Origin of the sequence: Psychrobacter fozii, assembly GCF_003217155.1 — a bacterium.
GTDB lineage: Bacteria > Pseudomonadota > Gammaproteobacteria > Pseudomonadales > Moraxellaceae > Psychrobacter > Psychrobacter fozii.
The window spans coordinates 69,020-94,935 of sequence record NZ_QJSU01000004.1 but is presented as its reverse complement, the minus strand read 5'-3'; the positions used below and the strand labels follow the sequence as shown (position 1 = coordinate 94,935).

The following is a 25,916-nucleotide window of genomic DNA, read 5'->3' as shown; positions in this document are numbered from 1 at the left end:
TGGATACAAGACAACTATAAAGAAATGTAAAGAAAGAAAAACATGACCTTTTATATGAGATCCAGCGTCTCTGCCATGTCCATAATTGCTTGCCAATGCTTTGGCTCTAGCGGAATGACCGTTAACTGCTGACAGCCTTTTCTGAGTAACAATGAATCTTCAAGCGCGGGTAAAAACTTAAGATCTAGTAGTGGTATGACATCGGTAAAGGCCTGCTCAAATTCGACGTCTACCATATACCAGCGTGGCTCATCTTCGGTTGCAATAGGATCGTAGTGGCGATGTTCAGGATGAAACTGGGTGGGATCAGGATAGCCCGCTTTGCTAATAGTCATGATGCCAGCCACGCCTGATGGTTTGGCGCTAGAATGATAAAAAATTACTTGGTCACCGACTTTCATGTCATCGCGCATAAAGTTGCGCGCACGATAATTACGTACGCCATCCCAACGATCCGTTTTTAGACGTTGCAAATCATCAATACCAAAAAACTTTGGATTAGATTTCATCAACCAGTAAGCCATATTTTTATCCTGTTAATTATTATGGTTTTGTTAGGGGTGTTGTCACCAGACGTCAACCGATGACAGTAGTAGCTATTTTGCCAATAAGAGGATGTAGTTAACATGAGTGTTTGTTACTGATTTTGTTATTGCAGGGATTTTCTTTAAGAGAGTCTTTTTTTTACTGAATTTAGGCGTTATCCTAGCGCTACTTTCTGCTAATGACAGCAGCAACGCATTTATAGATAAATCCTTTTATGTCAAATATCAATATCGTTAACGATTCACAGCACACTGATACCTCTAATGACTTTACTGTTAGTGAAATAGAAGTGAGTGCCATTCCATTAGCACTATATATTCATATTCCATGGTGTGTAAAAAAATGTCCCTATTGCGACTTTAACTCGCATGAGTTACCGATAGACAGTCAGATATCGATGTATGACGAATACGTAGATGCATTGTTGCTAGATGCAAGCATGCAGCAATCACTAGCTCAAGGGCGCGAGATTAGTTCGATGTTTATCGGTGGAGGCACGCCATCGCTACTACCTATTACACAGTATCGTCGACTATTCGCTAGCTTGCGTAATACCTTTATATTCGCTGATGATATAGAAGTAACTATGGAAGCCAATCCTGGCACGCTAGAGCATGCACCCTTTGCTCAATACCTAGACGTTGGTATCAATCGTCTGTCGATTGGTGTACAGAGCTTTGCTGCTGATAAGTTGACCACGCTTGGACGCATACACGATCCTGCTCAAGCCCTATCTGCCATTCATGCTGCACGTGCTGCTGGCTTTGAGCGCGTCAATGTCGATTTGATGCATGGGTTGCCACAACAAACGATGAGCGAAGCGTTGGATGATATTCAAATGGCTCACGATGCAGGGGCGACGCACATCTCTTGGTATCAGCTGACGATTGAGCCCAATACCGTGTTTTATCGTAGTCAGCCTATTTTGCCAGACGAAGACAATTTGGCAGATATTGAACAAGCAGGTCAGGCGCTATTGCAGCAATTGGGCTACAACAATTATGAAGTGTCCGCTTGGTCAGGCACATCCGATCAGCCGTGTCGTCATAATGTCAATTATTGGCAATTTGGGGATTATTTGGCCATTGGGGCTGGTGCACATGGCAAAGTGACAATTAGTCATAAAGCGACGATGCATCACAAAGCTAGTGAAACAGCAGAAACGAATAAAACGTTAAAGAGCGAGTTGTTAATACAGTCTGGTATTTATCGTTTTAGTAAGTCGCGATTACCTAAAGACTATGTAGGGAATTTAGAGGCTAATGAGCAATCTATCGTAAGCCAAAACACACCTAAGATGGTGGGCTGGCAAGAAATTGACAGTGATGAGCTGGTCAGTGAGTTTATGCTAAATGCACTGCGCTTACATGGCGGGGTGGTTTGGTCGCTGTTTCAAGAAAGAACAGGACTAAGCGCTAATAGTATTGCACCATCAGTAGATAAGCTCGTAGCTCAAGGTTTATTGACAGACAGTGCTGAGCGGTTACAGCCAACAGAATTAGGACAGCGTTATCTCAATCAAATATTACGAGAGTTTTTATAGCACTGTATTTTTATGGCCTTTCAGAAAAAAGTAGTAGCGTAAGATAAGCATCAAATAAAGGAATAAAAAAAGGCTTACCAAATAAATGATAAGCCCTTTCTAAAATCTAAAAAAATCAAACCTTAGATTTTATCTTGTACGTCTTGTGCGCCACCAGTGACAGCATTACCAGCGCTTGATACGTCTTGGCCTAGACCTTTAAAAGTGTTGCAACCAGTTAATACAAACATAGCGGTCAAAGATGCGATGATTAATTTTTTCATAATAGTATCCTCAAAAAATAAATGGATTGTTATAAATAATAACAGCGATGCCAAGCGCAATGCTTAACACTCACTGAAGGTTTATTAGATAGAGAGATAATTATAAGTAATAACTATCTCTTTATCCGTTACAGACATCATAGTGAAAGTTAAAAACGGTGCACAGTATCAAAATGTAATTATTGGCAGTAAACTGTAACTTTCGATTACGCATCGATGATAAATATAAATAATAAGTTTTGACCACTGACGGAGTTAGTATGACCATCCATATTGTGTTGGTAGCCCCTAAAATGCCCAGTAATACTGGCAATATCATTCGTTTATGTGCCAATAGCGGGGCACAGCTGCACTTGGTCAGACCTTTAGGGTTTGAGCTTGATGACAAAAAGCTACGCCGTGCAGGCTTGGATTATCATGAATACGCACATCTGCAAGTACATGATGACTGGGCAGCCGCAAGAGAGGCATTGAACGTTGCCGATTGCCATGTGGTCACAGCATTGACTACCAAACTGAGCAAACCATTTTACGATTATGATTTTAGTGGGCTGCAGGCTACTGAAAATTTGGATAGTGTTCAGGCAGCTAAGAAAATGCCCAATATCGCATTAGTATTTGGTTCTGAAACGGCAGGTCTGGCAGATGATATACGTGAAGATATTGGCGCTGATAATTGGTTAAGATTACCTATGCTGGCTGATTCGCGCAGTCTAAACCTATCTAACAGTGTTGCGATATGTCTATATGAAATATGGCGTCAGCAAGGATTCACTGGTGATGAAGGACGTAGTGTCGGCTATGAAACCTTGACGGTGTATGATCCCAAATAGCGTTGTTTTTACTGACTAGTGAAATACTGAATATACAGCAAGGTATCCATATTTAGATCAAGGTGTAGCACCACTCTAATGAGCTATACCTTTAATGATGTACTGTTGGGATAAGTATTTGATAGCTTATGTTTGCATCAACACAGCAAGCGAAAAATTTATCCCAATAGTTAGTAGGTGTTTTTAGTAGGTCGCTTTGTTCAGAATGACGTTCAGAGCGACTTGATGTAGCAGTTACTCATCCACTACAAACAATTGGGTGGCTTAGGTAGACCTGACAGGCGATTGACATGTCGGGCGACCAACCCTGTTTTGAATAGCTGCTGTAGTTTTTGATTACTAATATCGTGCTCAGGCAAGGTTTTTTGTAGCCATTTAATCAATGGGCGCGTGGCTGGCGCGTGATTGAATTTGGCAAAAAATGCTCGTACTTGCTGCAAAATCTGCAAATGCTCAGCTTCCAACTGGACATCTAACGTGTCGGCCAGTTGCTGTGCGATATCAGGTGTCCAGATAGTATGGTCACATAGATGACCGTCTTGATCTAATTCAACACTTATTTCAATATTATTAGGTGTCATAGCAAGGGTAGTAGCATCATTATTATTCATAAGGCAATGGTCACGACTTTATCAAATTGTGTATCTTGAGTCAGCTCGACCCACTCGTTGTCTGTCAATATTCTACTCAATTTGGCCTCTAAATTAAGCTTGAGAGTCGTATTGGTCGTCAGTTGCGCGACATCATCGGCTAGTGCATAAATACCAGCAATACCATCAATTTCAATATCGCCCAAATAAGCGTCTAACCAGTCGATAAAGGCAACAGTAGTGCCTAGCAGTAAAATACTGTCACCCGTGCGCCACGTGCGTGACATCTCGTCAATACCGCGTCTCAGTGTATCCATCGGACTGTGCAATTGATATAACGTTGCCATTTGGTTCTTCCTATCTGATCAGTTAAAAGGTCAGTATCTGCTCAAAGTCTTGAGAGTTGACGACTTCTGGTATCAAGGTCAGTTGTGACGCCAGATCTGCTGGCAGCATACCTGTGACCCATCCACTGAAGACATCATCAGGCAGCCAAGCCGCTGGCATGTCGTACAGCTCCAGTGATTGAATCATGCCATGCAAACGCGATTCAGACTGCATCAATAGGCCAAAGACAGGGGCATCCAAATATAGTTGTACGTCATGACCAAACGTTGCTAGCGTTAGCGCCAGCGCACAGCCCTCATAGCTGGCCATTTCAGTCGGCGTGTGCAACTGAATTAATAGTTTCATGGTGAAATCCTAATCTGATTACTTGCGTGATGATTGCCGTCTTTGCAATTATATCTTCCAAGCCAAAATATCTTAAAACGATGCGTTGTTAAAATTGAATCAGGCGACAGTCTTCCTGCATCATCATAGCAAGCTCACTCAGGCCGACCAGCGAAAATCCTGTTGCAAGATTGTCACCATTGAGCTGATGGCGTGAGCTGTTATCCGTGTCACTAATCCCGCGACTGAGAGCAGTACTGACGCAGACGGGTAGCGATAATTGATACTGCTCGGCAAGGTTTTGCCATTCTTTGGTCAAATCAACTTGCTCTGCTGACTGCCAGCGTAAGCGGTTGGCAGTATGGGCAGCATCTCCATAAAAAAAGACATTTAACGTTTCGCTGCTATTCGTGTTTTCTTCGTTTGAGGTATTTTTAAGATAAGCACGAGCATAACGTAGCGCTAGAGAGCCCAGTGGATGACTGGGATCAGCGGTAATCAAAAGTAAAGGGGGCATGGTTGTCATAAGGATTCTTGTCGATCATCAATGCTAAAGGTGTTTATGCTACCATAAAGCGCTCAAAAGCAAAGTGCGTCAGTGTGATTAAAAGTGGTTTTATCATAAATACTGGCATATATTAGTATGGTTGTCAGATTCGGTGACTACCTCGTAAGAAAAAACGCTAATATTATGCGCTAGGTTCACGTAGTCTTATCATTCCATGCAAGGAGTTTATTTACCTATGTTACCTGCTATGCCTTCACGCGAGACCCATGGTACAGATAGTCAGCCTACAGTAGAGCAGCTGCAAGTATTGCAGACGGCGAGTGAGTTTGCTTATCAGATTTGGGAAAGCCGTACGGTCTCATGTCAAACTTTTTTGCGCAGCTATCCATTAGATCAGACCCTAACGCGCCAGCAAATTGACGATCTGATACAAGACTATACTTTGGATGAGAACTATCAGATCGCTGATGAAGCCAAGGTAATGAAAGGACTACGTGATTTGCGTACTCTGCTAATGATGCGTTGGATCTGGCAAGATGCTTTACAGCTGATCTCACTTGAGCAATTGACTGATGAGCTTTCTGAGTTTGCAGGGGGTTGTATCTCTTTTGCCAAGGATTATACCTATCAGCATTTGATTGAGCAGTATGGTGAGCCGACTTTTATTGATGCCAAAGGTAATTTGCAAATTGACGATATGGCCATCATGGCTATGGGTAAACTTGGTGCCCACGAGTTGAATCTATCAAGTGATATCGATTTGATTTTTGTCCATCAGGCGCTAGGTGAAACCAATGGTGATAAGGACAAAGGTACCCGTAGTATAGACAACAAGCGCTTTATGACTCGACTGGGTCAAGGTATTATCAAGTTATTGGATCATAAAACAGCAGATGGTTTTGTCTTTCGCGTTGATATGCGCCTGCGTCCGTGGGGCGACGGTAGCGACTTGGCCATTCACTTGTCTGCGCTACAAAAATACTTTTCTCAACATGGTCGTGCGTGGGAGCGTTTTGCTTGGCTAAAAGCCCGTGTGGTTGGTCAGTTGGATCAGCCGTTCTATGATGAATTACAAGCACTCATCAAGCCATTCGTCTTTCGCTACTATGTCGATTACAGTGCTTTTTCAGCATTGAGAGAGATGAAGTCTCTTATTCAAAACCAAGTGGCACAGCGTGAAGATTTAGACAATATCAAGCTTGGTGCAGGTGGTATCAGAGATATTGAGTTCATCGTACAAGCTTTTCAATTGATTTATGGCGGTAGGCATCCTCAGCTACAGATTAAATCCTGTCTGGACGCGATGAAGGTGCTATATCAACTTAAATATCTAGAGCTTTCGACCTATAAGCAACTGCAAGCTGCCTATCGATTTTTGCGCCGGCTTGAACATGCGATTCAGGCGATTAACGATCAACAGACCCAGCGCTTACCACACGATACGCAGTGGCAATATAATCTGGCTATCACCCTTGGGTTTGAGGATTGGGCTGCGCTACTCAGCACGCTCAATCAGCATCGAAATAATGTAAACGTCCCATTCGAGCGTATGGTCACCGAACGTCAAGTACCGGATCAAGAAGATGCTAGTCTCGAGCCAAAAGATCTGGATGAGCAGATTGCACGATTGGATAACGTACTCACGGAAAAAAACCGAGATCTATTAGAGAATTTTTGGCAGTCAAAACTGGTTGCCAATTTAAGTGATGAAGCCAGAGAACGCTTAGATGATGCGTATCCTGTCATCGTCCACGCGCTGCTGGCACATCAAGACCAGCAGCAACTTGCGAATACAGCGTTGCCTCGTCTTATCTCGTTACTCGAAGCGATTTGTCGTCGTTCCATCTACTTAGTAATGATTGCAGAAAATCCCAATGCAACGATTGAGTTAATTCCGATGCTATCAGCCAGTCCTTGGATAGCAAAAGAGCTGGCCCACTATCCTGTACTGCTAGATACTTTTTTACAGCAGCGCTATCATCATTTGCCTGATAAACGTGAGCTGCGTGACATTCTGCGTCAACAATTACTACGCGTAGAGCCTAATGATGAAGAGAAACTACTCAGCGTTGTACGGCTGTTTAAAAAGAACCAAATCTTGGCAGTAGCGGCTAGTGATATCTTGGCTGCGCGTCCGATTATGAAGGTGTCTGATTCTTTAACTTATATCGCTGCGGTGGTACTAGAAGCGGTGTTAGAGCGAGCGTTTGCAGAGATTGTCAGGCGTTATGGTTATCCCATTGGTCAAGATGGCGATCCGGTCACTGAAGCGGATTGTGGCTTTGCTATTATTGGTTACGGTAAGCTTGGTGGGCTGGAGCTGTCATATTCTTCTGACTTGGATTTGGTGTTTTTACACAAGATAAAAGAGCAGGGCATGACTACGGGCGAAAAGTCTGTCAGTGGAATGAAGTTTGCCGCGCGTCTGGTGCAAAAGCTGATGAACTATCTGAACACCCAAACGCGAGATGGCCGTGCTTACGAGATTGATATGCGTCTGCGCCCATCAGGTAACGCAGGTATGATGGTGGTGTCATGTGATGCTTTTGAGACGTACCAACTAGATAAAGCCTGGTCATGGGAGCATCAAGCATTGGTGCGCGCGCGCGCGATTTGTGGCGATAGACGAGTAACAGCACGCTTTTGTGATATTCGCCGAAATGTACTGGCATTGCCGCGTACGTTAGAGCAGGTACGTACGGAAGTCACCAGTATGCGTATCAAGATGCAAAAGCATTTAGGAACCAATCAATGGCAACAGAAATCTGGTAAGTTCCATCTTAAACAAGATGCGGGCGGGATAATCGATATTGAGTTCCTAGCACAATTTGCGGTATTGGCTTACTCACACGAGCATCCAAGTTTGACCAAATGGAGTGACAACGTCCGTATCTTTGAGGAAGTTGCCCTACTTGGTATTTGGGAGGCGCAAGTCTGTCAAGATTTGACAGATGCTTATCTAAGAATTCGTGCGGCTACCCATCAATTGGCCTTGTCAGAGCAATCATTGTTGGTTGACGAGTCATTATGGAAAGAAACACGGGCATTGGTACAAGACCAATGGAAGCATTTGATGGGCGTCGATACAGCAGATCAAGAGTAGTATGAATCCCCAGTTTTTTAACTATAAATAATAGCCTACTAGGTCCAAACCAAAAGAGTTCATTTGCTATGACTGCCAGTGATATAATCGGTCACACATCGTAATACTACTGGCGATTCTTCATCATTTATTAGTGACAATAATGCTGAATTTTAGCAATGAAATTTGACGCAGTGGTGTTATCATATGATGTCGATAAATACTATGAAATATAATTTACCTAAAAAAGTTAGACGTTAGCGCTAGCATAAGGACTACAAAATGAACATGGCAACACAAGACGGTAAGCTTTGGATGAATGGCACAATGATTGAGCAGCCAGATGCTAAAGTTCACGTACTGACCCACAGCTTGCATTATGGCATGGCTGTATTTGAAGGTGTGCGTGCTTACCAAACTGCTGATAATCGTACTGCTATTTTTCGCCTAAAAGAGCATACCGAGCGTTTATTAGGCTCTGCAAAAATCTTTCAAATGGACGTACCGTTCGATGCCGCTACTCTAGAGCAAGCACATAAAGATGTTGTTAAACAGAACAACTTGGCAGAAGCTTATATTCGTCCATTAATTTGGGTCGGTGCAGAAAAGCTAGGTCTGTCTTCGCGTGACAACAGTATCAATGCGATGGTTGCTGCTTGGCATTGGGGTGCATATCTTGGTGACGAAGGTATCAAAAACGGTATCCGCGTGAAAACGTCTTCATTTACACATCATATGACCAATGTGACAATGTGTAAGGCAAAAGCGTCAAGCAACTATCCAGTGTCTATCATGGCCAATCAAGAAGTGACTCGTAATGGTTATGACGAAGCTATCTTGATGGATTCACAAGGCTATGTTTGCCAAGGTGCAGGTGAAAACTTATTCTTAGTAAAAGATGGCATATTGCATACGCCGGATCTAGCTGGTGGTGCGTTAGATGGTATCACTCGCCGCACTATCATTCAGTTTGCTGATGATCTAGGTATCAAAGTGGTTGAACGCCGTATTACTCGCGATGAGTTTTACTTAGCGGATGAGATATTTATGACAGGTACTGCTGCTGAAGTGACGCCTATTCGTGAATATGATGATCGCACGGTCGGTAACGGTGGCCGCGGACCTTTGACTGAAAAGCTACAAACTTTATACTTTGATGTAGTACACGGTCGCAATGAGCAATATATGGATTGGTTAAGCTTTATTGACTGATACAATGCTGTTACTTTGAAAAACTAAAAAGGCTGAACATAATTGTCCAGTCTTTTTTTTATGCTAATATAGCCATCATATTTATTCATACCGTTAAAGTGAGCAGTCAATGCCAATAGATTCTGATACAGCAGATAATAAAAACATCAAACAAATCATTTGTATTAAATGGGGTACAAAGTACGGGGCTGATTATGCCAATAAACTATATGGCATGGTGTCTCGTAATATTACGCCGCCATTTCGTTTTGTTTGCTTTACAGATGATACCACCGATGTACGTCCAGAGATCGAATGCCAAGCATTGCCACCATTAGATGTCACTATGCCAACCAATACACTAGGTAAGTGGCCAAAATCTCGTTTATGGGGTGAAAAGCTTGGCGATTTAACCGGTACAGTACTGTTTGTAGACTTGGATGTGATTATCGTCGATAGCCTCGATCCTTTCTTTGAGTATGGCAAGCCGGACGATGTTATTTTATCTTATAACCCGAGCAACCCACTAGAGCGTTTGGGACAAACTTCTTGTTTCAGATTCCAGATAGGTTCGCTTGTTTCACTACAAGAAAAATTCAAGGCAGATCCACAAGGTATCGCTGATGAGTATCGTTTTGAGCAGCGTTTTGTCACACGTAACGCACCCGGTGGTGTAAAGCTGTTTCCAAAGGCATGGGTGGCGCACTTTAGACGTAAATGTCGTCAGCCGTTTCCGTTCAATTATTTTAAAGAGCCAAAGATTCCTAAAGGTGCTCGTTTGGTTATTTTCCCTGGTGATTTATACCCTACGCATGCAATTGATGGCATGTATAATAAAAATGCGGCTAATAATGCTAAAGATCATTTGAAAAGAATTACTGAGCCCAAAAACTTGAAACGCCCTTTACGACATTTACGTCACTTTATCTTGCCAGTAACTTGGATTGAGAAATACTGGAAGGAGTAGGCTTAGCTTTACAACTGAGTATTATCACATTAGACGTAATTAATACTGATGTTTTATAGCCTTGTAAATGACTAGGGTTAGAGTATTCTCCAGTGAACGGATAGAACTATGAAAACGAACGATATCATCAGAGTATTTGTGGGCTGTGACCCAAACAACTGTGATCTAGAGCAGATGATGGTTCTAGATTATAGTATCCACAAACATACCAGTGTGCCAGTAGAGATAGTGTGGATGCAGCTCTCACGTGACCCTAATAGTTATTGGTATTCTAACCCTGAGACTGGTAAAGGCTGGGATACCACCAAGTGGTCAACGCCTTTTTCTGGTTTTAGATGGGCGATTCCAGAGTATTGCAATTATTCTGGACGTGCGATCTATATGGATGCTGATGTCGTTGTTTTAGATGATTTGGCAAAATTATGGCAGCATCCTATCGAAGGACAGGCCGTAGTAGCAGCTAAAACGAATGCTGATATGACTCGACTATGTACTTGCGTTTGGGATTGTGAAGCTGCAAAGTCTGTCATTTTACCTATCGAGAAACTCAAAAAAGATCCTAAAAGCCATAAAGAAATGATGGCGGTATTTAAGAAAAATACTCAGCTGATTGAGTCTTATCAAAATAGCTATAACTGTATAGATGGTGAAGACTTAGCGATAGAGGAAATCAAAGTCTTGCATTACTCGGATATGGGAACGCAGTTCAGTCACAAATATTCGTTACCCAGAGTGAGTGAGGAAGGGTTCGAGCATTGGTTCGATGGTGAAATAATGCCACATCCAAGACAAGATTTGGTCGACCTTTTTGATAAGCATTATAATGAAGCACTTGCCGCTGGATATCATTTAAACAGTTATCGAATTGAACCTTTCGGTAGTTTTCCAAAAAAATCTCAACAAGGCTACACTGGTAACAAAGTCACTCGCCCGAGTGCTTCCAAATCACTGTTTTCGAGACTCTTTAAGCGCTGATTTTTCGATCAAATAACTGTAAGTTTCTTTAAGTGGACAAAGATATCACTCGATAGGTCGTAGTTTATGAAACAGCACAAAAAAATAGTGTTACTTGTTATTAATTGCTTACAAGGCGGCGGTGCGGAACGTGTGGTATTGACGTTAGGTCAAGGGTTTTATGAGTTGGGCTACGAAGTGCATGTTCTACGATTTAAACCCTTAGTAGAGTATGAGTTGAGTCCAGACCTTCATTATCATGTGCTCAAATTTAAACCTTACAAGCTCATACCAGGATCTGAAAGGCGTGATAAGCTTTTTGCGCGTTCTGTCGATAAGTATGTTTCACAAAATATCGGTCAGCCTGACATGATACTTTCTAATCTTGATCGTGCAGATAGTATCTTGAGTAATAGTAAGCTACCGAATATCACTTATATTATTCATAACACCGTATCGCTGCTCTACAAATTCAATAAAAATCAAGATGCTGAGCAATTAAAAAGAAAAATGGTCGAGATTTATTCTAAACATCCTTGTGTATGTGTGAGTGAGGGTGCTGAAAAGGATTTTATCAAAAGCTTTGGCAATATCACACCAACGGCGGCCATCCACAATCCAATTGATAGAGACAATATCCAAAAACAGGCCAATGCTTTTGTTCCTGAATATCAGAACTATATAATACATGTAGGAAGTTTTAAAGATGCGAAGCGTCACGATGTATTGGTAAAAGCCTACGCAAAGACTGATCAATCTATGCCATTGTTGCTCTTAGGCCAAGGCAAGCATAAAAATGAGATAGAGAATTTAGTCACAGCGTTAAAACTAGAAAATAAGGTGGTGTTTTTAGGCTTTCACGAAAATCCTTTTCCTTATATCAAACATGCACAATTTAAGGTACTGACTTCTGACTGGGAAGGCTTTGCTTTAGTTATTGCTGAAGCTTTAGTGCTAGGTACGCCAGTTATAAGCACCAACTGTCCGTCAGGCCCGAGTGAGCTGCTACCTGAAAGCAACTTGATGCCGATGGGAGATATTGAAGCCATTGCCGAAAAAATGCGTCAGGCCATGAGCAACCCACAACAGTTCCATGCCCCGTTTGATGAGTCACTGCTTCCAGTTAAAATAGCTGAGAAATATCTAGAATTCTCTCAAAGACTAGATGTCATAAAGTGATACTGTCAAATCCTCTTTATACTCAAAACACTCACTTTTAAGAAAGTTTAAAATGACTAATAATGCCACGAGCATAATCAATAATTTACCCAGAGAAAATAAGAAAAAAATACTTTTAGTCATCAACTGCCTACAAGGTGGTGGCGCTGAGCGTGTTGTACTTACATTAGGGCAGGGCTTTTATGAGTTGGGATATGAAGTACATGTTTTAAGATTCAAACCTCGGGTAGAGTATGACCTTAATCCGAACCTTATTTATCATGTTCTAAAATTCAGGCTTTATAAAAAGATACCAGGAGCACAGCGTCGAGATAAGTTTTTTGCTCGTACTGTAGATCGCTATATCACAAAAAAAATTGGTCAGCCTGATGTGATTTTATCCAATCTTGATCGCTCAGACAGCGTTTTTAGTTATAGTCGTTTGCCCAATATTGTATATGTGATTCATAATACTTTATCTTTATTGTATAAGTTTCAACAGGCTGATATTGGTCATCAGAAAAAAGAAAACTTTACTAAGATTTACTCAAAAAACCCTTGTGCCTGCGTAAGCAATGGCGTTCAGAAAGATTTTTTAGAAAATTTTGGTGATATTACACCAACGATAGCCATTCACAATCCAATAGATAGAGACTGTATTCGAAAACTAGGTGACGCGTTCGTTCCTGAGTATGAGAATTATATTATTCATGTGGGTAGCTTTAAAGAAGCAAAACGTCATGATGTACTTTTGAGAGCTTATGCTAAGACAGATCAGTCTCTACCTTTATTGCTTTTAGGTAAAGGTAAACTTAAGAATGATATAGAGCAATTGGTAGTTGAACTTAACTTAGAGGATAAGGTGGTTTTTTTAGGTTTCCATGAAAACCCTTTCCCTTATATAAAACATGCAAGATTTAAAGTACTAACTTCTGATTGGGAAGGTTTTGCTTTGGTGATTGCAGAGTCTCAAGTGTTGGGCACACCAGTTATTAGTACTGACTGTCCCTCAGGTCCAAGTGAATTATTGCCTCAAAACAACTTAATGCCAATGAGAGATATAGATGCGATTGCTGCTAAATTAAGCTTAGCAATGAAAAATTCAGAGCAATTTCATTCTGAATTTAATGAGGCATTGCTACCTATCACGATAGCCAAAAAATATATTGAGTTCGCTTCTAATTGTGAGAATATAGGTAAGAAAGCTTAATCCAACCACCATTTAGACCAATCATCTCTGTGTAATTGCCGTAGCGTGGCAAACGCACTTTGATTATTTTGTAGTTTTTCGAATACAGCCAATAGTATGGTTGTCGCTAATTTGTCGACTTTAAGGAATTTACTATAGCGTTTGCGCATATTTCTTAAGCTATCGTCTGTACCTATACGAAAATAGGTAAGCCCGTCATATAAGGGTAAATCCCCAGCATAAAGTTGATCAGTTCTTTCATCCAGTAGTGGCATAGGTTCAGCATTAGCACTTAACTGTAAAAAACTTCTGGTTTCATGCACTCTCAAGGTATTCATTAGAGTAATGACGTTCATCAGGATTGCAGCTCTATGAGTGTCATCTGAATAGTCGATGAAAGTATCGCAAGCAGAAACTATCCAACGTAATGAGAGATGCTCTAATAAATAATCGCTTTCTGCCTCCCAAAGTCTCTCAAATTCAGCAAAGGTTTTATCTGTTTTGTATTTGCGACGCATCAATATAACAAGCGTATTGTGATAAAAACAGAGCTCAGACTCACCCAACGATTGATGCTTTAGGTTATTTAAATGGATCTCTAAGTCTGTACTTTTACGCTCATCTGTTAGCGCTTCAATATCGCACAATGCTTCAGTAATGGTTGTTGCTTTCATCTCATCAAAGCTTTTGCCATCATAATTTTTAAAAACTTTACCCGCATTCAATCTTTTTTCACTTCGAAATATTAATAGCAGTTTTCTTTGCCAGTTTGTAGATGTGGTCATGTCACTAAAATCCTTTAAAAAGGTATGATGCGATTAGAGCTTAAATGTCCGAAACATAGGTGCCTACATTGTTTGTGAAAGATCCCTAATCAAACTGAAAGTTACCTAATCAAACTGAAAGTTACCTAATCATACTGAATAATATTGTTTATACCAAGTGACAAACTTTTCAATCCCATCTTCGATGCTAGTCTCAGGTTTAAAATCAATATCATCTACCAAATCGTCAATATCTGCGTAAGTGATCGGTACATCGCCTGCTTGCATGGGTAACAAGTTCTCTTGAGCTTTTTTGCCACAAGCGCTTTCAATAGCAGTGATAAAACGGCGTAAAGTTACAGGTTGATTATTGCCAATATTATAAATCTTATAAGGGGCTGATGTTGTAGTGATAGTGGAATGTTGGGGAGCGGGAACTTTGTCTATTATTCGAATGACACCCTTTACGATGTCATTAATATAAGTGAAATCACGCTGCATATCGCCATTGTTGAAGACGTCAATTGGGTCGCCAGCCAGTATTCTTTTAGTGAAAGAGAAATATGCCATATCAGGTCGACCGTAAGGGCCATAAACCGTAAAGAACCGTAGTCCTGTCGTTGGAATGTTATATAGGTGACTATAGCTGTGTGCCATGAGCTCATTTGATTTTTTTGTGGCAGCATACAAGCTAATAGGGAAATCAACACAGTCAGAAGTTGTAAATGGCTGCTTGATGTTCATACCATAGACAGAGCTAGAGCTTGCATAGATCAGATGCTTGATAGCATGGTGACGACAGCCTTCGAGGATGTTCACAAACCCAACCACATTTGAATCAACATAGGCGTGTGGGTTTTCTATAGAGTAGCGGACACCTGCTTGTGCACCCAAATTAATAACCGTATCGAATTGATAGGTTGAAAAAAGTCTAGATATGGCTTCGCGATCAGCAAGATCCAATTTAATGAATGTAAAATTCTCTGGCTCTGATAAGTCACTTAATATTTTTAGACGTTCTGCTTTTAGATTGACGTCATAATAATCGTTGATGTTATCGATACCAACGATGAAATGGTTTTGATCAGTCGACTCTATTTTTAAGAGCGCCTTGATTAAGTGAAAACCGATAAAACCTGCCGCACCAGTGACTAATATATTCATCAGTCGCTCCCGAATAAGTCTCTTGTGAATACTTTATCCGCTACATCTTCTATGTCAGTAGATAGGCGGTTTGCTACAATGACGTCACTCATTGATTTGAATGCTTCTAAATCTTGAATAACTCGCGAGTTAAAGAAGTTACTTTCTTTCAATACAGGTTCGTAAACAACGACTTCGATACCCTTTGCTTTAATACGCTTCATGATGCCTTGAATAGCGGACGCTCTAAAATTGTCTGAGCCACTTTTCATAACCAGTCGATGAATACCCACAATTTTGGGCTTTCTTTCGATGATTTTATCCGCAATGAAGTCTTTACGGGTACTATTTGAGTCAACGATAGCTCTAATAAGATTGCTCGGCACCTCATCATAATTTGCCAATAGCTGTTTGGTGTCTTTGGGCAGGTAGTAGCCACCATAGCCAAATGATGGGTTATTATAGTGGTTGCCAATACGAGGATCTAAGCCAATACCTTCTATAATCTGCTTGGTATCCAGTCCAAAGGTCTGGGCGTAAGTATCTAGCTCATTGAAATAGGCAACACGCATCGCTAGATAGGTGTTAGAAAATAACTTAATGGCTTCAGCTTCAGTAGATTCTGTAAACAGCTGAGGGACTTCTTTTTTTACGGCGCCTTCAAGAAGTAAGTTTGCAAATTGCTTGGCACGTTCAGATTGCTCACCAACGATGATTCTAGAAGGATAAAGGTTGTCATAGAGCGCTTTACCTTCTCGCAAAAACTCAGGAGAAAATACAATATTATCTGTTGAAAAACGTTCTTTAACTTCGTTGGTGTATCCAACAGGGACGGTAGATTTTATGATGATTAACGCAGTTTCATTGACACTAAGCACTTCCTCAATGACATTCTCTACACTTTTGGTATTAAAGTAATTGGTTTTTGAGTCATAATCAGTAGGAGTGGCAACGATAATGAAATCAGCATCTTTATAAGCAGATTTAGCATCTAACGTAGCGGTAAAGTTGATATTTTTATTCAGTAAAAAATCTTCAATCTCTGTGTCTTCAATAGGCGACTGCTTTGCATTAAGCAGCTCGACTCTTTCAGCGATGATATCAACAGCTACAACGTCATTGTGCTGAGCAAGCAACATAGCATTAGATAAACCGACATAGCCTGTACCTACCACTGTTATTTTCATAAAAATCCCAATATTATATTTTGTTTATTATTTTATCGACTGCTATCTAGCATTTATTAGTTAGTAGCTTGTAATAGTGATGGCGGCAGATACGCTGAAAATTTATGAATCATAGCATCGCTAATTTTTTTGCATGAGCCTGAATCGAGTAAGTCTAAGCTTTGTATGCAGCCATATTTGATTGATTCTTTGTGCAAATCAGCTAAAAAACCTTCAACACTATTCTCATTTTTGAGGTAGTTAACGGATATCGGTGGTTTAAGAGAGGTTTCGTTCTTCTGAATCTTTAAATGATTCATTAGTGTAATAGGATTTATTTGAGCCACGTCTCTAAATTTATACCTAATCTGCTCGTTCAGCAACTGAGGGTTGTCTAGTAGATAGTTCTTTAAAATATTCTTATCAACGACATGTGGATAATGGTGAACCTCAAAAAACTGATTCATCCCAAGCGCTTTAGCACTTAACATCTGAGCAACGGTATGTTTGGGTTGAACGGCTTTACCGGATAATTTTTGTAGAGATTTCCGATAGTTTAGCTTGGCTTGTAAAAGAGCACTTTTTCTCCAATGTCCATAAATAATAATATTGTCATTGTCTAAAAAGTCTTCCTGAATCGCAGGCTGATTAAAGAAAAAATCATCATTCATGTATATAAAGTAGTCAGATAGACCTGAGATATTCCATAGCATGGTTTCAATAGATCTGGTGTTGAAGGTCGGCAGAAATTGCTCGTATCCAGAAAATATTTCTTTATGATCGACAATACGTATTTTATCTTTAGCACAAATACCTTTATTGGCAAATTCAGAGATAAGTGCTGGCTGCTGTTGGTCTGTAACCACATAAATATAGCGACAAAAAGGAACGTATTTTAAAATAGAAGCAATGTTGTAATAAATCTCATCATTACTAGCGAATCGTGTTGAGCTGACGGCGTCAGAGGCAGCGCTCGTTGTTTTTTGATACTGTGCTCTTTTTTGTTTAAGCGCTGGATCATCACCATCTACCCAAGCAATGACAATATCTATTTGTTTTTCATTATCTGACTTCATGGTCTATCCTCTGTTCGAGCCTATCGCCAATAATCTTTTAGCCAAGGACTTGGCTTAACATGACGATACCATTTGCCGCCACTACCGTTGATGGCATCTGGTGGATTAATCTCACCATGAAAGATAACAATCTTTGCGTTATCAGGTAGAGTAGGTGTACGCACAAAATTGAATGGAATGGGGGCAATGCACTGGTACTTGAAGCTGACACACCAGGTTTTATCCCAGTACTCTAAATGATGATGCTCACGCAAATAGTTGGATAAATAAGCTTGCTCGTGGCGCACTTGTTGACGAATGGTGTCGAAGTTCTGCTCAAAGTTTGCAAGCAAATCAGGATAAGTGCCCATACCGATGTTAAAGCGATACACGGAGCTGTTACCAATCATTCGCCATGGCTTTTTCCAATCACGAATAATCACAACACTGTCTCTATGCGCAGCTTCATAAGTGAAAAAAGCATCGATATTATCGACAATCACGATATCGATGTCTAAAAACAGCGCGACCCCTTTAAGGTCATACAGCTCTGGTTTAAACGTTGTGAGTTTTTTCCAACCACGCTCAGGACCTGCTGGTAGGTCCATCTCTGGGATAGGGTGGCACGTAATAGCAGGATCAATGCCCGTACTATCATCGGTGAGACAGACCATTTGAAAATCTAAGGTAAGGTGGCGGCTGACCATATTATAAAGGCGATTGACGTATTCAGGACCGTATTTATCACCCCATTTCATACAGATAACATAACGCTGATCAGCAACTTTAAGCTTTGCTTTCGTGTGGTCTGTCGATGAGGTCTTCGTTACGTCAGTTGCCATAATGCACTCATATTGATTTCAATAAAAAATGGTTAATAAAATAAAAGATTTAAAAGTTAGCTAATATTAGCACGACTACGATTCACCACCTCTCTAAACGCTTAACTGATTGTACGGTTATTACTCATTGCTATTGGATTTGGCCGTATCACTAGCGTTATGATCGTGATGAATAGACTGCTTATTATTGCGAATGAATTTCGCCAAAGTTTCTTCATTGGCGTTATAAGGATTCCCCAATGAGGGAATGCGCTTGAAACGTCGATAGCCCCACATATAGTGACTACATTTGCTCTCAATCATCTGTTGCATGGCTTGGTTCAGCGCATGAGCAGCTGTTTCGGCATTGCGGTCGTAGAGTGCTGGGTCGTCGAGTTTATAACAATAGATATCAAACCCATGACCATCTTTACGGCGAATACAAGATATGCCGACTAGCGCACATTTGGTTTTGCTAGCGAGTTTCGAGGCCAGCGTACTGGTCAATGTTTCTACCCCAAAAAAGGGTACAACCACACCGCCCGATGGATCAGGCACATGGTCAGGAAGCACGATACTAAAACCACCTTGCTTAAGCGTTTTAAAGACAGCTTTGACACCGCTACCATCAGTAGGAACTAACGTGGCATTGAGCCGTGAACGACCTTGTAAGACGAAGTCATTGGTAATATTGCCCTTGACGGGCTTATACATGATGGTCGGTGAACCAAACTGGTTAAGCCAAGCATTCATCATCTCCCATGTACCGAGATGTGGGACGATTGCAAGCATACCGTTAGGATCGGCAAGTCCTTCTAATAAAATATCTTTATTATGGACATCACGAATTTGAGCGATACTCCATTCAGGAGACATTGCCCAGCTTTTGATCGATTCAATACTGGTTAAACACTGGTGATAGATGATTTCTTTGGTTAACGCTTGTTTTTGCGTAGTGGATAATTCAGGGGCAATCAGCGCCATATTGGTACTGACAGTACGTATAATACTTAAGCTGGGTATCTTTATAATCACCCACGCAACAAAACGTGCCAGTATCTGCAATACAGACAATGGCACGATTCTGAAAATATGATACGGATTCATGACCATTCACACGGTGATAAATCACGTAACCAGTTAGATAGCAAAGAACTAAACATTATCTTAACTATTTACTGTGCAGGTTGATTGGTGTCAGCCTGTGCTTTTTCACGCACACGGATACCAAGTTCACGCAGTTGCTTGCCATCAACACCAGCAGGTGCTTGAGTGAGTGGGCACTCAGCAGTTTTGGTTTTTGGGAAGGCAATTACGTCACGGATAGAGTCAGCGCCTACCATCAACATAATCAAACGATCCAAGCCAAATGCTAAGCCACCATGCGGTGGTGCACCGAATTTCAATGCATCAAGTAAGAAACCAAACTTGTCTTCAGCTTCTTGCTCGCCGATACCTAGAGCTTCAAGTACGGCTTGCTGCATATCGTAAGTATTGATACGTAAACTACCACCACCAACTTCTGTACCGTTTAATACCATGTCATAAGCGATAGAAAGGGCAGATTCTGGGTTGTTTTTCAACTCATCAACTGAACCTTTAGGCTTGGTGAATGGATGATGCATTGATGTCCAACGACCATCGTCAGTCTCTTCAAACATTGGGAAGTCAGTGACCCAAAGTGGCGCCCACTGGCAGGTAGTCATTTCAAGGTCTAGCCCGATTTTTTGACGTAGCGCACCAATTGCATCGTTCACGACACTGGCTTTATCTGCACCAAAGAAGATAATATCACCATCTTCTGCAGCAGTACGCTCGATCAGGCTGACAAGCACATCATCAGTCATGTTTTTGATGATTGGAGACTGTAGGCCAGACTCTTTGTCCACACCGTTGTTGATGCTGCTAGCGTCATTAACTTTGATATAAGCCAAACCGCGTGCGCCATAGATACCAACAAACTTGGTATAAGCATCGATTTGCTTACGGCTTAACGATGCGCCACCAGGGATACGTAGGGCAGCCACACGACCTTTAGGATCATTAGCAGGACCTGCGAACACTTTGAAGTCGACATCTTTCATCAAATCTGCAACGTCGACCAATTTTAGTGGAATACGTAAGTCGGGCTTGTCTGATGCATAGTCACGCATGGCTTCTGCGTAAGTCATACGAGGGAACTGTTCAAACTCAACGTCCATCATAGTCTTAAACAAATGCTTGATAAGGCCTTCGTTGATATTCATGATTTCTTCTTCATTTAAGAAAGAAGTCTCAATATCCACCTGGGTAAACTCAGGCTGACGATCAGCACGTAAATCTTCATCACGGAAGCATTTAGCGATTTGATAATAACGGTCAAAACCTGACACCATCAATAACTGTTTAAACAGCTGTGGCGACTGTGGCAATGCAAAGAAGTTACCTGGGCGAGTACGCGATGGTACTAGATAATCACGCGCACCTTCTGGCGTCGCACGAGTCAGAATAGGTGTCTCAACATCTAAGAAACCATGATCGTCTAAATAACGACGAATTGTTGAAGTCGCTTTGGCTCGGAACACCATACGTTCTTGCATTTGCGGACGGCGCATATCGAGATAGCGATACTTAAGACGCAAATCTTCTGATACGGTAGTCTTCTCATCGTTCAATGGAAATGGTGGTGTTTCAGACTTGGCCAGTACTTCAATCTCTTTGCCTAGTAGCTCAATTTGACCACTGGTCATAGTAGCGTTTTCAGTGCCTTCATAACGGCGACGTACACGACCAGTGATTTTTAGTACATATTCAGGACGTACCGCATCAGCAGTAGCAAAAGCTTCTGGGGTATCAGGATCGACGACTACCTGCAAGATACCAGCGCGGTCACGCATGTCTAAAAAAATCACGCCACCGTGATCGCGACGACGATGTACCCAGCCTACGACACTAATGGTTTGCTCAATTAAGCTTTCGGTTACAGCTCCGCAATATTCGTCTCGGTATTCGCTATGCGTCATAATATAGTTATCCAGTTGTCAGCCCAATTCGAAATACAATAATGCAGCCATTACTGCGCGATTCAAGCTATTCGCTAAAAAAACGCACAAACAACGCGATTAAGACAAATGGTCATCACGTCGACTGCAGAAAATTTAATGTAAACGCGTATTATGCCTAATCTGCCCTTGTTATACAACCAGCTGAGTCCAATCGAGGTATAGGAATGCTTAGGTATCGGATGTATTTGTGCCCAAACATTTGTATTGGGTTAAAAATTGTCATTTTGCTTGAAAACCTGAGTGACTGTGCCTATATCAAGCTCACTTATAAAATTCTATTGATCCTATTACTATTGATCTTATTAAAGTTATCTTAATCATGTAAGGAATACTGTTCATGCTTTTTCATCCTGCCAAAAATCCTGTTGAATTGCGCGTCATTCATCTAAACAAAAACCAAGAGCAACGCCGTGAAGACTTAATGGAAGCCACGCAAGGTAAAGCGGCGCTCAAGCAGTTCAAAAAAACGATGGCTAAGAAAGCCAAGCAGGCGCTAAAAGTAAAAACCAAAAATAAGAAAAAACATGCTGATGATAAAGCACAAGTTTTTGTCCTTGATTTTGATGGTGATATCAAAGCAACGGCAGTAAAGCATCTACGCGAAGAAATCAGCACGCTTATCAGTGCTGCAAATAAAGGCGATGAAGTCGTCGTGCGTCTTGAGTCAGGCGGCGGTGTGGTGCATGGTTATGGTTTGGCGGCAGCGCAATTGGTTCGCTTAAAAGATGCTGGTCTAAAGCTAACTGTCTGTGTTGACAAAGTTGCAGCGAGCGGTGGCTATATGATGGCTTGCGTCGCAGATAAAGTAGTGGCGGCACCGTTTGCTATCATTGGCTCAATTGGCGTGGTCTCACAATTACCAAACTTCCATAAATGGCTAAAAAACCATGATGTAGATTATGAGATGTTTACCGCAGGTGATTACAAGCGCACAGTTACTGTGTTCGGTGAGAACGATGCTGAAGATCGTGCCAAATATCAAGAAGAACTAGAGCAGACGCATGAGCTATTCAAACACTTTGTCAATAACTACCGTCCAACACTCGATGTGGCAAAAGTGGCCACTGGAGAGCATTGGTATGGTGAAGATGCGCTAAAACTTAATTTGATTGATAGCTTGCAAACATCAGACAGCTATATTTTAGAGCGCATGGAAGACAATGAAGTGTATGCACTACATTCACGTCAAAAACCAACACTCGCTGAAAAGCTAGGACTAGCGCAAGCAGCTGAGGCAACGTTGAGTATAGCAGTTGATAAACTGCCTGATGCACTTGCGCGTTTTGATTTAAATAGTCGCTTAAATATTCTAAAATAATGTTAGATATCATTATGATAGTGAACTTCTAATATTTTAGAGTTCAAATGGTTTTTTATACATTGTTTGTATTTTGTAAAAGGCGTGGCCTAGCTGGTCGCGCCTTTTTGCTGTTTATTGATAATTGCTGTGATATAAATGTAGCATACAGAAAACAGTATACGTACGTGCACTATAGTCATTTCACTATAAAAGTATTACTGCATTAACCTCGCTTGAAGTATCACATATACATCTTCACTCGGTTGCCTTGTACTACTTTCAAATTGAATCGACTATAAGGTTCTCATGGAGCTTTTTATCAACACTTGATTTAGACAATCAATAAAGAAAAGGAAGTCATTTATGTCTAACGATAATTTAATGTTTACCGCAACAGAACATGGTCAAGCCATGCATGCCAAAGTCAAAGCGTTTATTGAAACGCATATTGAGCCAATCGAAGCGCAATTTTGGGAAGATTGTCATAAGAAAAACCCTGATGGTAATTGGGAAAACTGGGAGTGGCCTGAAGCTTACGAAAGCCTACGTAAACAGGCCCGTGAAGCTGGCTTGTGGAATTTATTCTTGCCTGATGATACGTTAGGTGCAGGGCTTTCGGTAACTGACTATGCGCCTATTGCAGAGCTAACTGGTCGCAGTTTGCTTGCGCCCCATGTATTCAACTGTAATGCGCCTGACAGCGGTAATATGGAGCTATTGTGGCGCTACGGTACTAAAGAGCAGCAAGACAAGTGGCTCACGCCAATCCTAGAAGGTAAGACGCGTTCTGTGTTCTGCATGACTGAGCCTGATGTGGCATCAAGTGATGCAACCAATATGGAAGCAACCGCTGTAGTCGATGGCGATGAGATTGTCATAAACGGTAGCAAATGGTGGTCATCTGGTCTTGGCGATCCTGCGGTCGATATTCTAATCGTCATGGCATATACCGCTGATGAGCGCGCAGACCGTCATCATCAACATTCGATGGTGCTGGTACCAGTCAAAACGGCGGGTGTGAACATCAAGCGTATGCTCAAAGTATTTGGTGATTATGATGCACCGCACGGACATGGTGAGATTAGTTTTGAAAATGTGCGCGTGCCAGTCAGCCACTTTATTGGTGGACCAGGTAAGGGCTTTGAGATTGCACAAGGTCGTTTAGGGCCAGGTCGTATTCATCATTGCATGCGTTGTATCGGTGCTGCTGAAAAGTCTCTAGAGTTAGCAGTTAAGCGCGGCATGTCACGTACTGCCTTTGGTAAGCCATTGCTACAATTAGGTGGTAACTTTGAGCGTATCGCTGAAGCTCGTATTAAGATTGATCAAGCTCGTTTGATGACCTTATATGCTGCACAGAAGATGGATGCGCACGGCACCAAAGCAGCATTGACTGAAATCTCTGCTATCAAAGTCGTGGCACCAACTGTATTGCAAGAAGTCGTCGATATGGCGATTCAGATTCATGGCGGTATGGGTGTCTGCCAAGACACATTACTACCGAATTTCTATGCGCAAGCACGTGTGCTACGTTTGGCAGACGGTCCTGATGAAGTACACAAAACCATGATTGCCAAACTAGAACTCAAACGTCAGGGCTTTAGCCGTTCGACTAAATCTGACAAAGCTTAATCTTAACAAACGGTTGTGTGAGTCAGTCTTGATCTGCTCATGCAACCTTTATTAGAAACAAGCCAATCGTAATGCTAATTGAAAATTCACTATTAACGACTTAGTAGTGAATTTTTCATCACTACTGATGTTTTATCACTAGGGCGTATCCTCATTTCAAAAATAGTAATAAGCATAAGATAAATTGAATTGAGGGCTAGCTCTCATATCTGTTATAAAAATAAAAGACCACATGATAAGGAATATTTCATGGCAACTGATAATAAAGTATTAGACCAAGGCGGTATGGTACGTGAGGGCGAAGAGCTCGATGCCCAAGCAGTTAGTGAATGGCTTCGAAGCCAAGGTATCGATGTAGTAGGCGAGCCTACCGTCACTCAGTTCTCAGGTGGCGCATCAAACTGGACCTATCGTTTACAGTACGAAGGCAACGACAAAAACCAAGATTTGATACTGCGTCGTCCACCAAAAGGTACCAAAGCAAAATCTGCCCATGACATGGTGCGTGAGCATACCGTTCAAAAAGCCTTAAAAGAAGCCTATCCTTATGTACCAGAGATGATTGCTCTGTGTACCGATGAAGCCGTTATCGGTTCAGATTTTTACGTGATGGAGCGCATGGAAGGCATTATTCCTCGTGCAGAATTACCAGAGGGTATCGATCTAGATCCGGAGCAAACTCGTCTACTTTGTACCAATGTCCTAGATGCCTTGGTTGAGCTACATCAAATAGATTATACCGAGCACCCTGATTTGGTGAATTTGGGTCGAGGCGATGGCTATTGCGCGCGTCAGGTAAGTGGTTGGGACAAGCGTTATGTCAAAGCAAAAACCCCCAATGTACCCAGCTTTGCGCTAGTCAGAGAGTGGCTTGCCAAGCACACACCTGCTGATAGTAAAACCTGTATTATCCATAATGATTGGCGTTTTGATAATGTGATACTTGATGTGGCTGACCCCACTAAAGTCATCGGCGTTCTTGACTGGGAGATGGCAACGCTTGGTGATCCATTGATGGATTTGGGTAGTGCATTGGCTTATTGGATTGAAGAAGATGACAATGTCGTGATGCAGCAGTTCCGTCGTCAGCCCACCCATCTAGAAGGAATGATGACACGTGACGAAGTGGTTGCTTATTATCTAGAGAAATCTGGATTAGAGATAGACAACTGGACTTTCTATGAAGTATTCGGCTTGTTCCGCTTGTCAGGTATTATTCAGCAGATTTATTATCGTTATTACCACAAGCAAACGACCAATTCTGCTTTCAAAAATGCGTGGCTTGCCATACACGTGATGCATGCTAAATGTCTTAAATTAATTGCGCAATACGAAGGTGAGGCGCTGTTTAATGAGTACGTCCAGCCAAATTTAGAAGACATAAGCGTAGATGCTGCTGCTATCGAACAGTTACCAAGCACTGTTCAACAAGTTGTCAAAAGTATTTTACCGAAAGGTTATTTTGCAAAAGCACCTCATTCTCCAGAAGCTTGAG

General features: G+C 41.5%; 24 protein-coding genes. 11 read left to right on the top strand and 13 right to left on the bottom strand.

Going from position 1 to position 25,916, the window contains the following annotated elements; translation table 11 throughout:
• Positions 1 to 50: 50 nt before the first annotated feature.
• Positions 51 to 524 carry an EVE domain-containing protein gene (locus DFP82_RS06520; RefSeq protein ID WP_110922929.1) on the bottom strand — a complete coding sequence of 158 codons (474 nt, stop codon included), beginning with the start codon at positions 522 to 524 and terminating at the stop codon, positions 51 to 53.
• A gap of 236 nt (positions 525 to 760) precedes the next feature.
• On the opposite strand from DFP82_RS06520, the gene hemW reads away from it, so the two are divergent.
• A complete protein-coding gene (gene hemW / locus DFP82_RS06515) occupies positions 761 to 2,089 on the top strand; it encodes a radical SAM family heme chaperone HemW (protein WP_110922928.1) in 1,329 nt (442 codons plus the stop codon).
• Between the two features lie 122 nt (positions 2,090 to 2,211).
• On the opposite strand, the gene DFP82_RS06510 is transcribed toward hemW, so the two are convergent.
• Complete coding sequence (locus tag DFP82_RS06510) at positions 2,212 to 2,352, bottom strand: entericidin A/B family lipoprotein (protein WP_110922927.1); 141 nt, start codon at positions 2,350 to 2,352, stop codon at positions 2,212 to 2,214.
• Between the two features lie 260 nt (positions 2,353 to 2,612).
• On the opposite strand from DFP82_RS06510, the gene DFP82_RS06505 reads away from it, so the two are divergent.
• Positions 2,613 to 3,185, top strand: a complete 573-nt coding sequence (locus DFP82_RS06505) for a tRNA (cytidine(34)-2'-O)-methyltransferase (RefSeq protein WP_110922926.1) — start codon at positions 2,613 to 2,615, stop codon at positions 3,183 to 3,185.
• 245 nt (positions 3,186 to 3,430) lie between these two features.
• On the opposite strand, the gene DFP82_RS06500 is transcribed toward DFP82_RS06505, so the two are convergent.
• From DFP82_RS06500 to tusD, 4 genes are all read right to left on the bottom strand, one after another.
• Entirely contained in the window at positions 3,431 to 3,766 is a 336-nt protein-coding gene (locus DFP82_RS06500; protein WP_181416267.1) for a TusE/DsrC/DsvC family sulfur relay protein, read from the bottom strand.
• A gap of 26 nt (positions 3,767 to 3,792) precedes the next feature.
• Positions 3,793 to 4,122, bottom strand: coding sequence for a hypothetical protein (locus DFP82_RS06495; protein WP_110922924.1), 330 nt, complete (start codon positions 4,120 to 4,122; stop codon positions 3,793 to 3,795).
• A 22-nt stretch (positions 4,123 to 4,144) separates the two neighbouring features.
• The gene (locus DFP82_RS06490) at positions 4,145 to 4,468 is read right to left on the bottom strand and encodes a hypothetical protein (protein WP_110922923.1); all 324 of its coding nucleotides are present in this window, start codon (positions 4,466 to 4,468) and stop codon (positions 4,145 to 4,147) included.
• Between the two features lie 88 nt (positions 4,469 to 4,556).
• Positions 4,557 to 4,973, bottom strand: coding sequence for a sulfurtransferase complex subunit TusD (gene tusD, locus DFP82_RS06485; RefSeq protein WP_110922922.1), 417 nt, complete (start codon positions 4,971 to 4,973; stop codon positions 4,557 to 4,559).
• A gap of 217 nt (positions 4,974 to 5,190) precedes the next feature.
• On the opposite strand from tusD, the gene glnE reads away from it, so the two are divergent.
• From glnE to DFP82_RS06455, 6 genes are all read left to right on the top strand, one after another.
• A complete protein-coding gene (gene glnE, locus DFP82_RS06480; protein WP_110922921.1) occupies positions 5,191 to 8,058 on the top strand; it encodes a bifunctional [glutamate--ammonia ligase]-adenylyl-L-tyrosine phosphorylase/[glutamate--ammonia-ligase] adenylyltransferase in 2,868 nt (955 codons plus the stop codon).
• A gap of 261 nt (positions 8,059 to 8,319) precedes the next feature.
• Positions 8,320 to 9,249: a branched-chain amino acid transaminase gene (locus DFP82_RS06475; RefSeq protein WP_110922920.1), complete on the top strand. Its 930-nt coding sequence runs from the start codon at positions 8,320 to 8,322 to the stop codon at positions 9,247 to 9,249.
• 109 nt (positions 9,250 to 9,358) lie between these two features.
• On the top strand, positions 9,359 to 10,195 hold the full coding sequence (locus DFP82_RS06470) for a glycosyl transferase (RefSeq protein ID WP_110922919.1): 837 nt from the start codon (positions 9,359 to 9,361) through the stop codon (positions 10,193 to 10,195).
• A gap of 108 nt (positions 10,196 to 10,303) precedes the next feature.
• Positions 10,304 to 11,170, top strand: coding sequence for a glycosyltransferase (locus DFP82_RS06465; protein ID WP_110922918.1), 867 nt, complete (start codon positions 10,304 to 10,306; stop codon positions 11,168 to 11,170).
• 66 nt (positions 11,171 to 11,236) lie between these two features.
• On the top strand, positions 11,237 to 12,328 hold the full coding sequence (locus DFP82_RS06460; protein ID WP_110922917.1) for a glycosyltransferase: 1,092 nt from the start codon (positions 11,237 to 11,239) through the stop codon (positions 12,326 to 12,328).
• 52 nt (positions 12,329 to 12,380) lie between these two features.
• Positions 12,381 to 13,517, top strand: coding sequence for a glycosyltransferase (locus DFP82_RS06455; RefSeq protein ID WP_110922916.1), 1,137 nt, complete (start codon positions 12,381 to 12,383; stop codon positions 13,515 to 13,517).
• On the opposite strand, the gene DFP82_RS06450 is transcribed toward DFP82_RS06455, so the two are convergent.
• From DFP82_RS06450 to aspS, 7 genes are all read right to left on the bottom strand, one after another.
• Complete coding sequence (locus DFP82_RS06450; RefSeq protein WP_110922915.1) at positions 13,514 to 14,281, bottom strand: hypothetical protein; 768 nt, start codon at positions 14,279 to 14,281, stop codon at positions 13,514 to 13,516. The two genes, DFP82_RS06455 and DFP82_RS06450, sit on opposite strands and share 4 nt — an antisense overlap.
• Positions 14,282 to 14,410: 129 nt before the next feature.
• Positions 14,411 to 15,424, bottom strand: coding sequence for an NAD-dependent epimerase (locus DFP82_RS06445; RefSeq protein ID WP_110922914.1), 1,014 nt, complete (start codon positions 15,422 to 15,424; stop codon positions 14,411 to 14,413).
• The gene (locus tag DFP82_RS06440) at positions 15,424 to 16,590 is read right to left on the bottom strand and encodes a nucleotide sugar dehydrogenase (RefSeq protein WP_110922913.1); all 1,167 of its coding nucleotides are present in this window, start codon (positions 16,588 to 16,590) and stop codon (positions 15,424 to 15,426) included. Before DFP82_RS06440 ends, DFP82_RS06445 begins: the two co-directional genes overlap by 1 nt.
• Before the next feature lie 56 nt (positions 16,591 to 16,646).
• Entirely contained in the window at positions 16,647 to 17,645 is a 999-nt protein-coding gene (locus DFP82_RS06435) for a Stealth CR1 domain-containing protein (protein WP_110922912.1), read from the bottom strand.
• Between the two features lie 20 nt (positions 17,646 to 17,665).
• A complete protein-coding gene (locus DFP82_RS06430; protein WP_425450598.1) occupies positions 17,666 to 18,382 on the bottom strand; it encodes a glycosyltransferase in 717 nt (238 codons plus the stop codon).
• A 204-nt stretch (positions 18,383 to 18,586) separates the two neighbouring features.
• Positions 18,587 to 19,552 carry a lysophospholipid acyltransferase family protein gene (locus DFP82_RS06425; protein WP_110922910.1) on the bottom strand — a complete coding sequence of 322 codons (966 nt, stop codon included), beginning with the start codon at positions 19,550 to 19,552 and terminating at the stop codon, positions 18,587 to 18,589.
• Positions 19,553 to 19,620: 68 nt separating this feature from the next.
• Positions 19,621 to 21,447: an aspartate--tRNA ligase gene (gene aspS, locus DFP82_RS06420; protein WP_110922909.1), complete on the bottom strand. Its 1,827-nt coding sequence runs from the start codon at positions 21,445 to 21,447 to the stop codon at positions 19,621 to 19,623.
• Positions 21,448 to 21,826: 379 nt separating this feature from the next.
• On the opposite strand from aspS, the gene sohB reads away from it, so the two are divergent.
• The 3 genes from sohB (at position 21,827) to DFP82_RS06405 (ending at position 25,915) form a co-directional block, all read left to right on the top strand.
• Complete coding sequence (gene sohB, locus DFP82_RS06415; protein ID WP_110922908.1) at positions 21,827 to 22,807, top strand: protease SohB; 981 nt, start codon at positions 21,827 to 21,829, stop codon at positions 22,805 to 22,807.
• Positions 22,808 to 23,170: 363 nt separating this feature from the next.
• Complete coding sequence (locus DFP82_RS06410; RefSeq protein WP_245905667.1) at positions 23,171 to 24,421, top strand: acyl-CoA dehydrogenase family protein; 1,251 nt, start codon at positions 23,171 to 23,173, stop codon at positions 24,419 to 24,421.
• A gap of 249 nt (positions 24,422 to 24,670) precedes the next feature.
• Positions 24,671 to 25,915, top strand: coding sequence for a phosphotransferase family protein (locus DFP82_RS06405; protein WP_110922906.1), 1,245 nt, complete (start codon positions 24,671 to 24,673; stop codon positions 25,913 to 25,915).
• Position 25,916 lies beyond the last annotated feature (1 nt).

Bases quoted from the DNA above. Each gene is read 5' to 3' on its own strand.
- DFP82_RS06470 (WP_110922919.1), top strand. From the start codon at position 9,359: ATGCCAATAGATTCTGATACAGCAGATAATAAAAACATCAAACAAATC.
- hemW (WP_110922928.1), top strand. From the start codon at position 761: ATGTCAAATATCAATATCGTTAACGATTCACAGCACACTGATACCTCT.
- sohB (WP_110922908.1), top strand. From the start codon at position 21,827: ATGCTTTTTCATCCTGCCAAAAATCCTGTTGAATTGCGCGTCATTCAT.
- DFP82_RS06500 (WP_181416267.1), bottom strand. From the start codon at position 3,766: ATGACACCTAATAATATTGAAATAAGTGTTGAATTAGATCAAGACGGT.
- DFP82_RS06460 (WP_110922917.1), top strand. From the start codon at position 11,237: ATGAAACAGCACAAAAAAATAGTGTTACTTGTTATTAATTGCTTACAA.
- DFP82_RS06475 (WP_110922920.1), top strand. From the start codon at position 8,320: ATGAACATGGCAACACAAGACGGTAAGCTTTGGATGAATGGCACAATG.
- aspS (WP_110922909.1), bottom strand. From the start codon at position 21,447: ATGACGCATAGCGAATACCGAGACGAATATTGCGGAGCTGTAACCGAA.
- DFP82_RS06410 (WP_245905667.1), top strand. From the start codon at position 23,171: ATGTTTACCGCAACAGAACATGGTCAAGCCATGCATGCCAAAGTCAAA.
- DFP82_RS06430 (WP_425450598.1), bottom strand. From the start codon at position 18,382: ATGAAATGGGGTGATAAATACGGTCCTGAATACGTCAATCGCCTTTAT.
- DFP82_RS06520 (WP_110922929.1), bottom strand. From the start codon at position 524: ATGGCTTACTGGTTGATGAAATCTAATCCAAAGTTTTTTGGTATTGAT.
- DFP82_RS06495 (WP_110922924.1), bottom strand. From the start codon at position 4,122: ATGGCAACGTTATATCAATTGCACAGTCCGATGGATACACTGAGACGC.
- DFP82_RS06505 (WP_110922926.1), top strand. From the start codon at position 2,613: ATGACCATCCATATTGTGTTGGTAGCCCCTAAAATGCCCAGTAATACT.
- DFP82_RS06465 (WP_110922918.1), top strand. From the start codon at position 10,304: ATGAAAACGAACGATATCATCAGAGTATTTGTGGGCTGTGACCCAAAC.
- DFP82_RS06490 (WP_110922923.1), bottom strand. From the start codon at position 4,468: ATGAAACTATTAATTCAGTTGCACACGCCGACTGAAATGGCCAGCTAT.
- DFP82_RS06450 (WP_110922915.1), bottom strand. From the start codon at position 14,281: ATGACCACATCTACAAACTGGCAAAGAAAACTGCTATTAATATTTCGA.
- DFP82_RS06435 (WP_110922912.1), bottom strand. From the start codon at position 17,645: ATGAAGTCAGATAATGAAAAACAAATAGATATTGTCATTGCTTGGGTA.
- DFP82_RS06445 (WP_110922914.1), bottom strand. From the start codon at position 15,424: ATGAATATATTAGTCACTGGTGCGGCAGGTTTTATCGGTTTTCACTTA.
- DFP82_RS06455 (WP_110922916.1), top strand. From the start codon at position 12,381: ATGACTAATAATGCCACGAGCATAATCAATAATTTACCCAGAGAAAAT.
- DFP82_RS06405 (WP_110922906.1), top strand. From the start codon at position 24,671: ATGGCAACTGATAATAAAGTATTAGACCAAGGCGGTATGGTACGTGAG.
- DFP82_RS06510 (WP_110922927.1), bottom strand. From the start codon at position 2,352: ATGAAAAAATTAATCATCGCATCTTTGACCGCTATGTTTGTATTAACT.
- tusD (WP_110922922.1), bottom strand. From the start codon at position 4,973: ATGACAACCATGCCCCCTTTACTTTTGATTACCGCTGATCCCAGTCAT.
- DFP82_RS06425 (WP_110922910.1), bottom strand. From the start codon at position 19,552: ATGAATCCGTATCATATTTTCAGAATCGTGCCATTGTCTGTATTGCAG.
- glnE (WP_110922921.1), top strand. From the start codon at position 5,191: ATGTTACCTGCTATGCCTTCACGCGAGACCCATGGTACAGATAGTCAG.
- DFP82_RS06440 (WP_110922913.1), bottom strand. From the start codon at position 16,590: ATGAAAATAACAGTGGTAGGTACAGGCTATGTCGGTTTATCTAATGCT.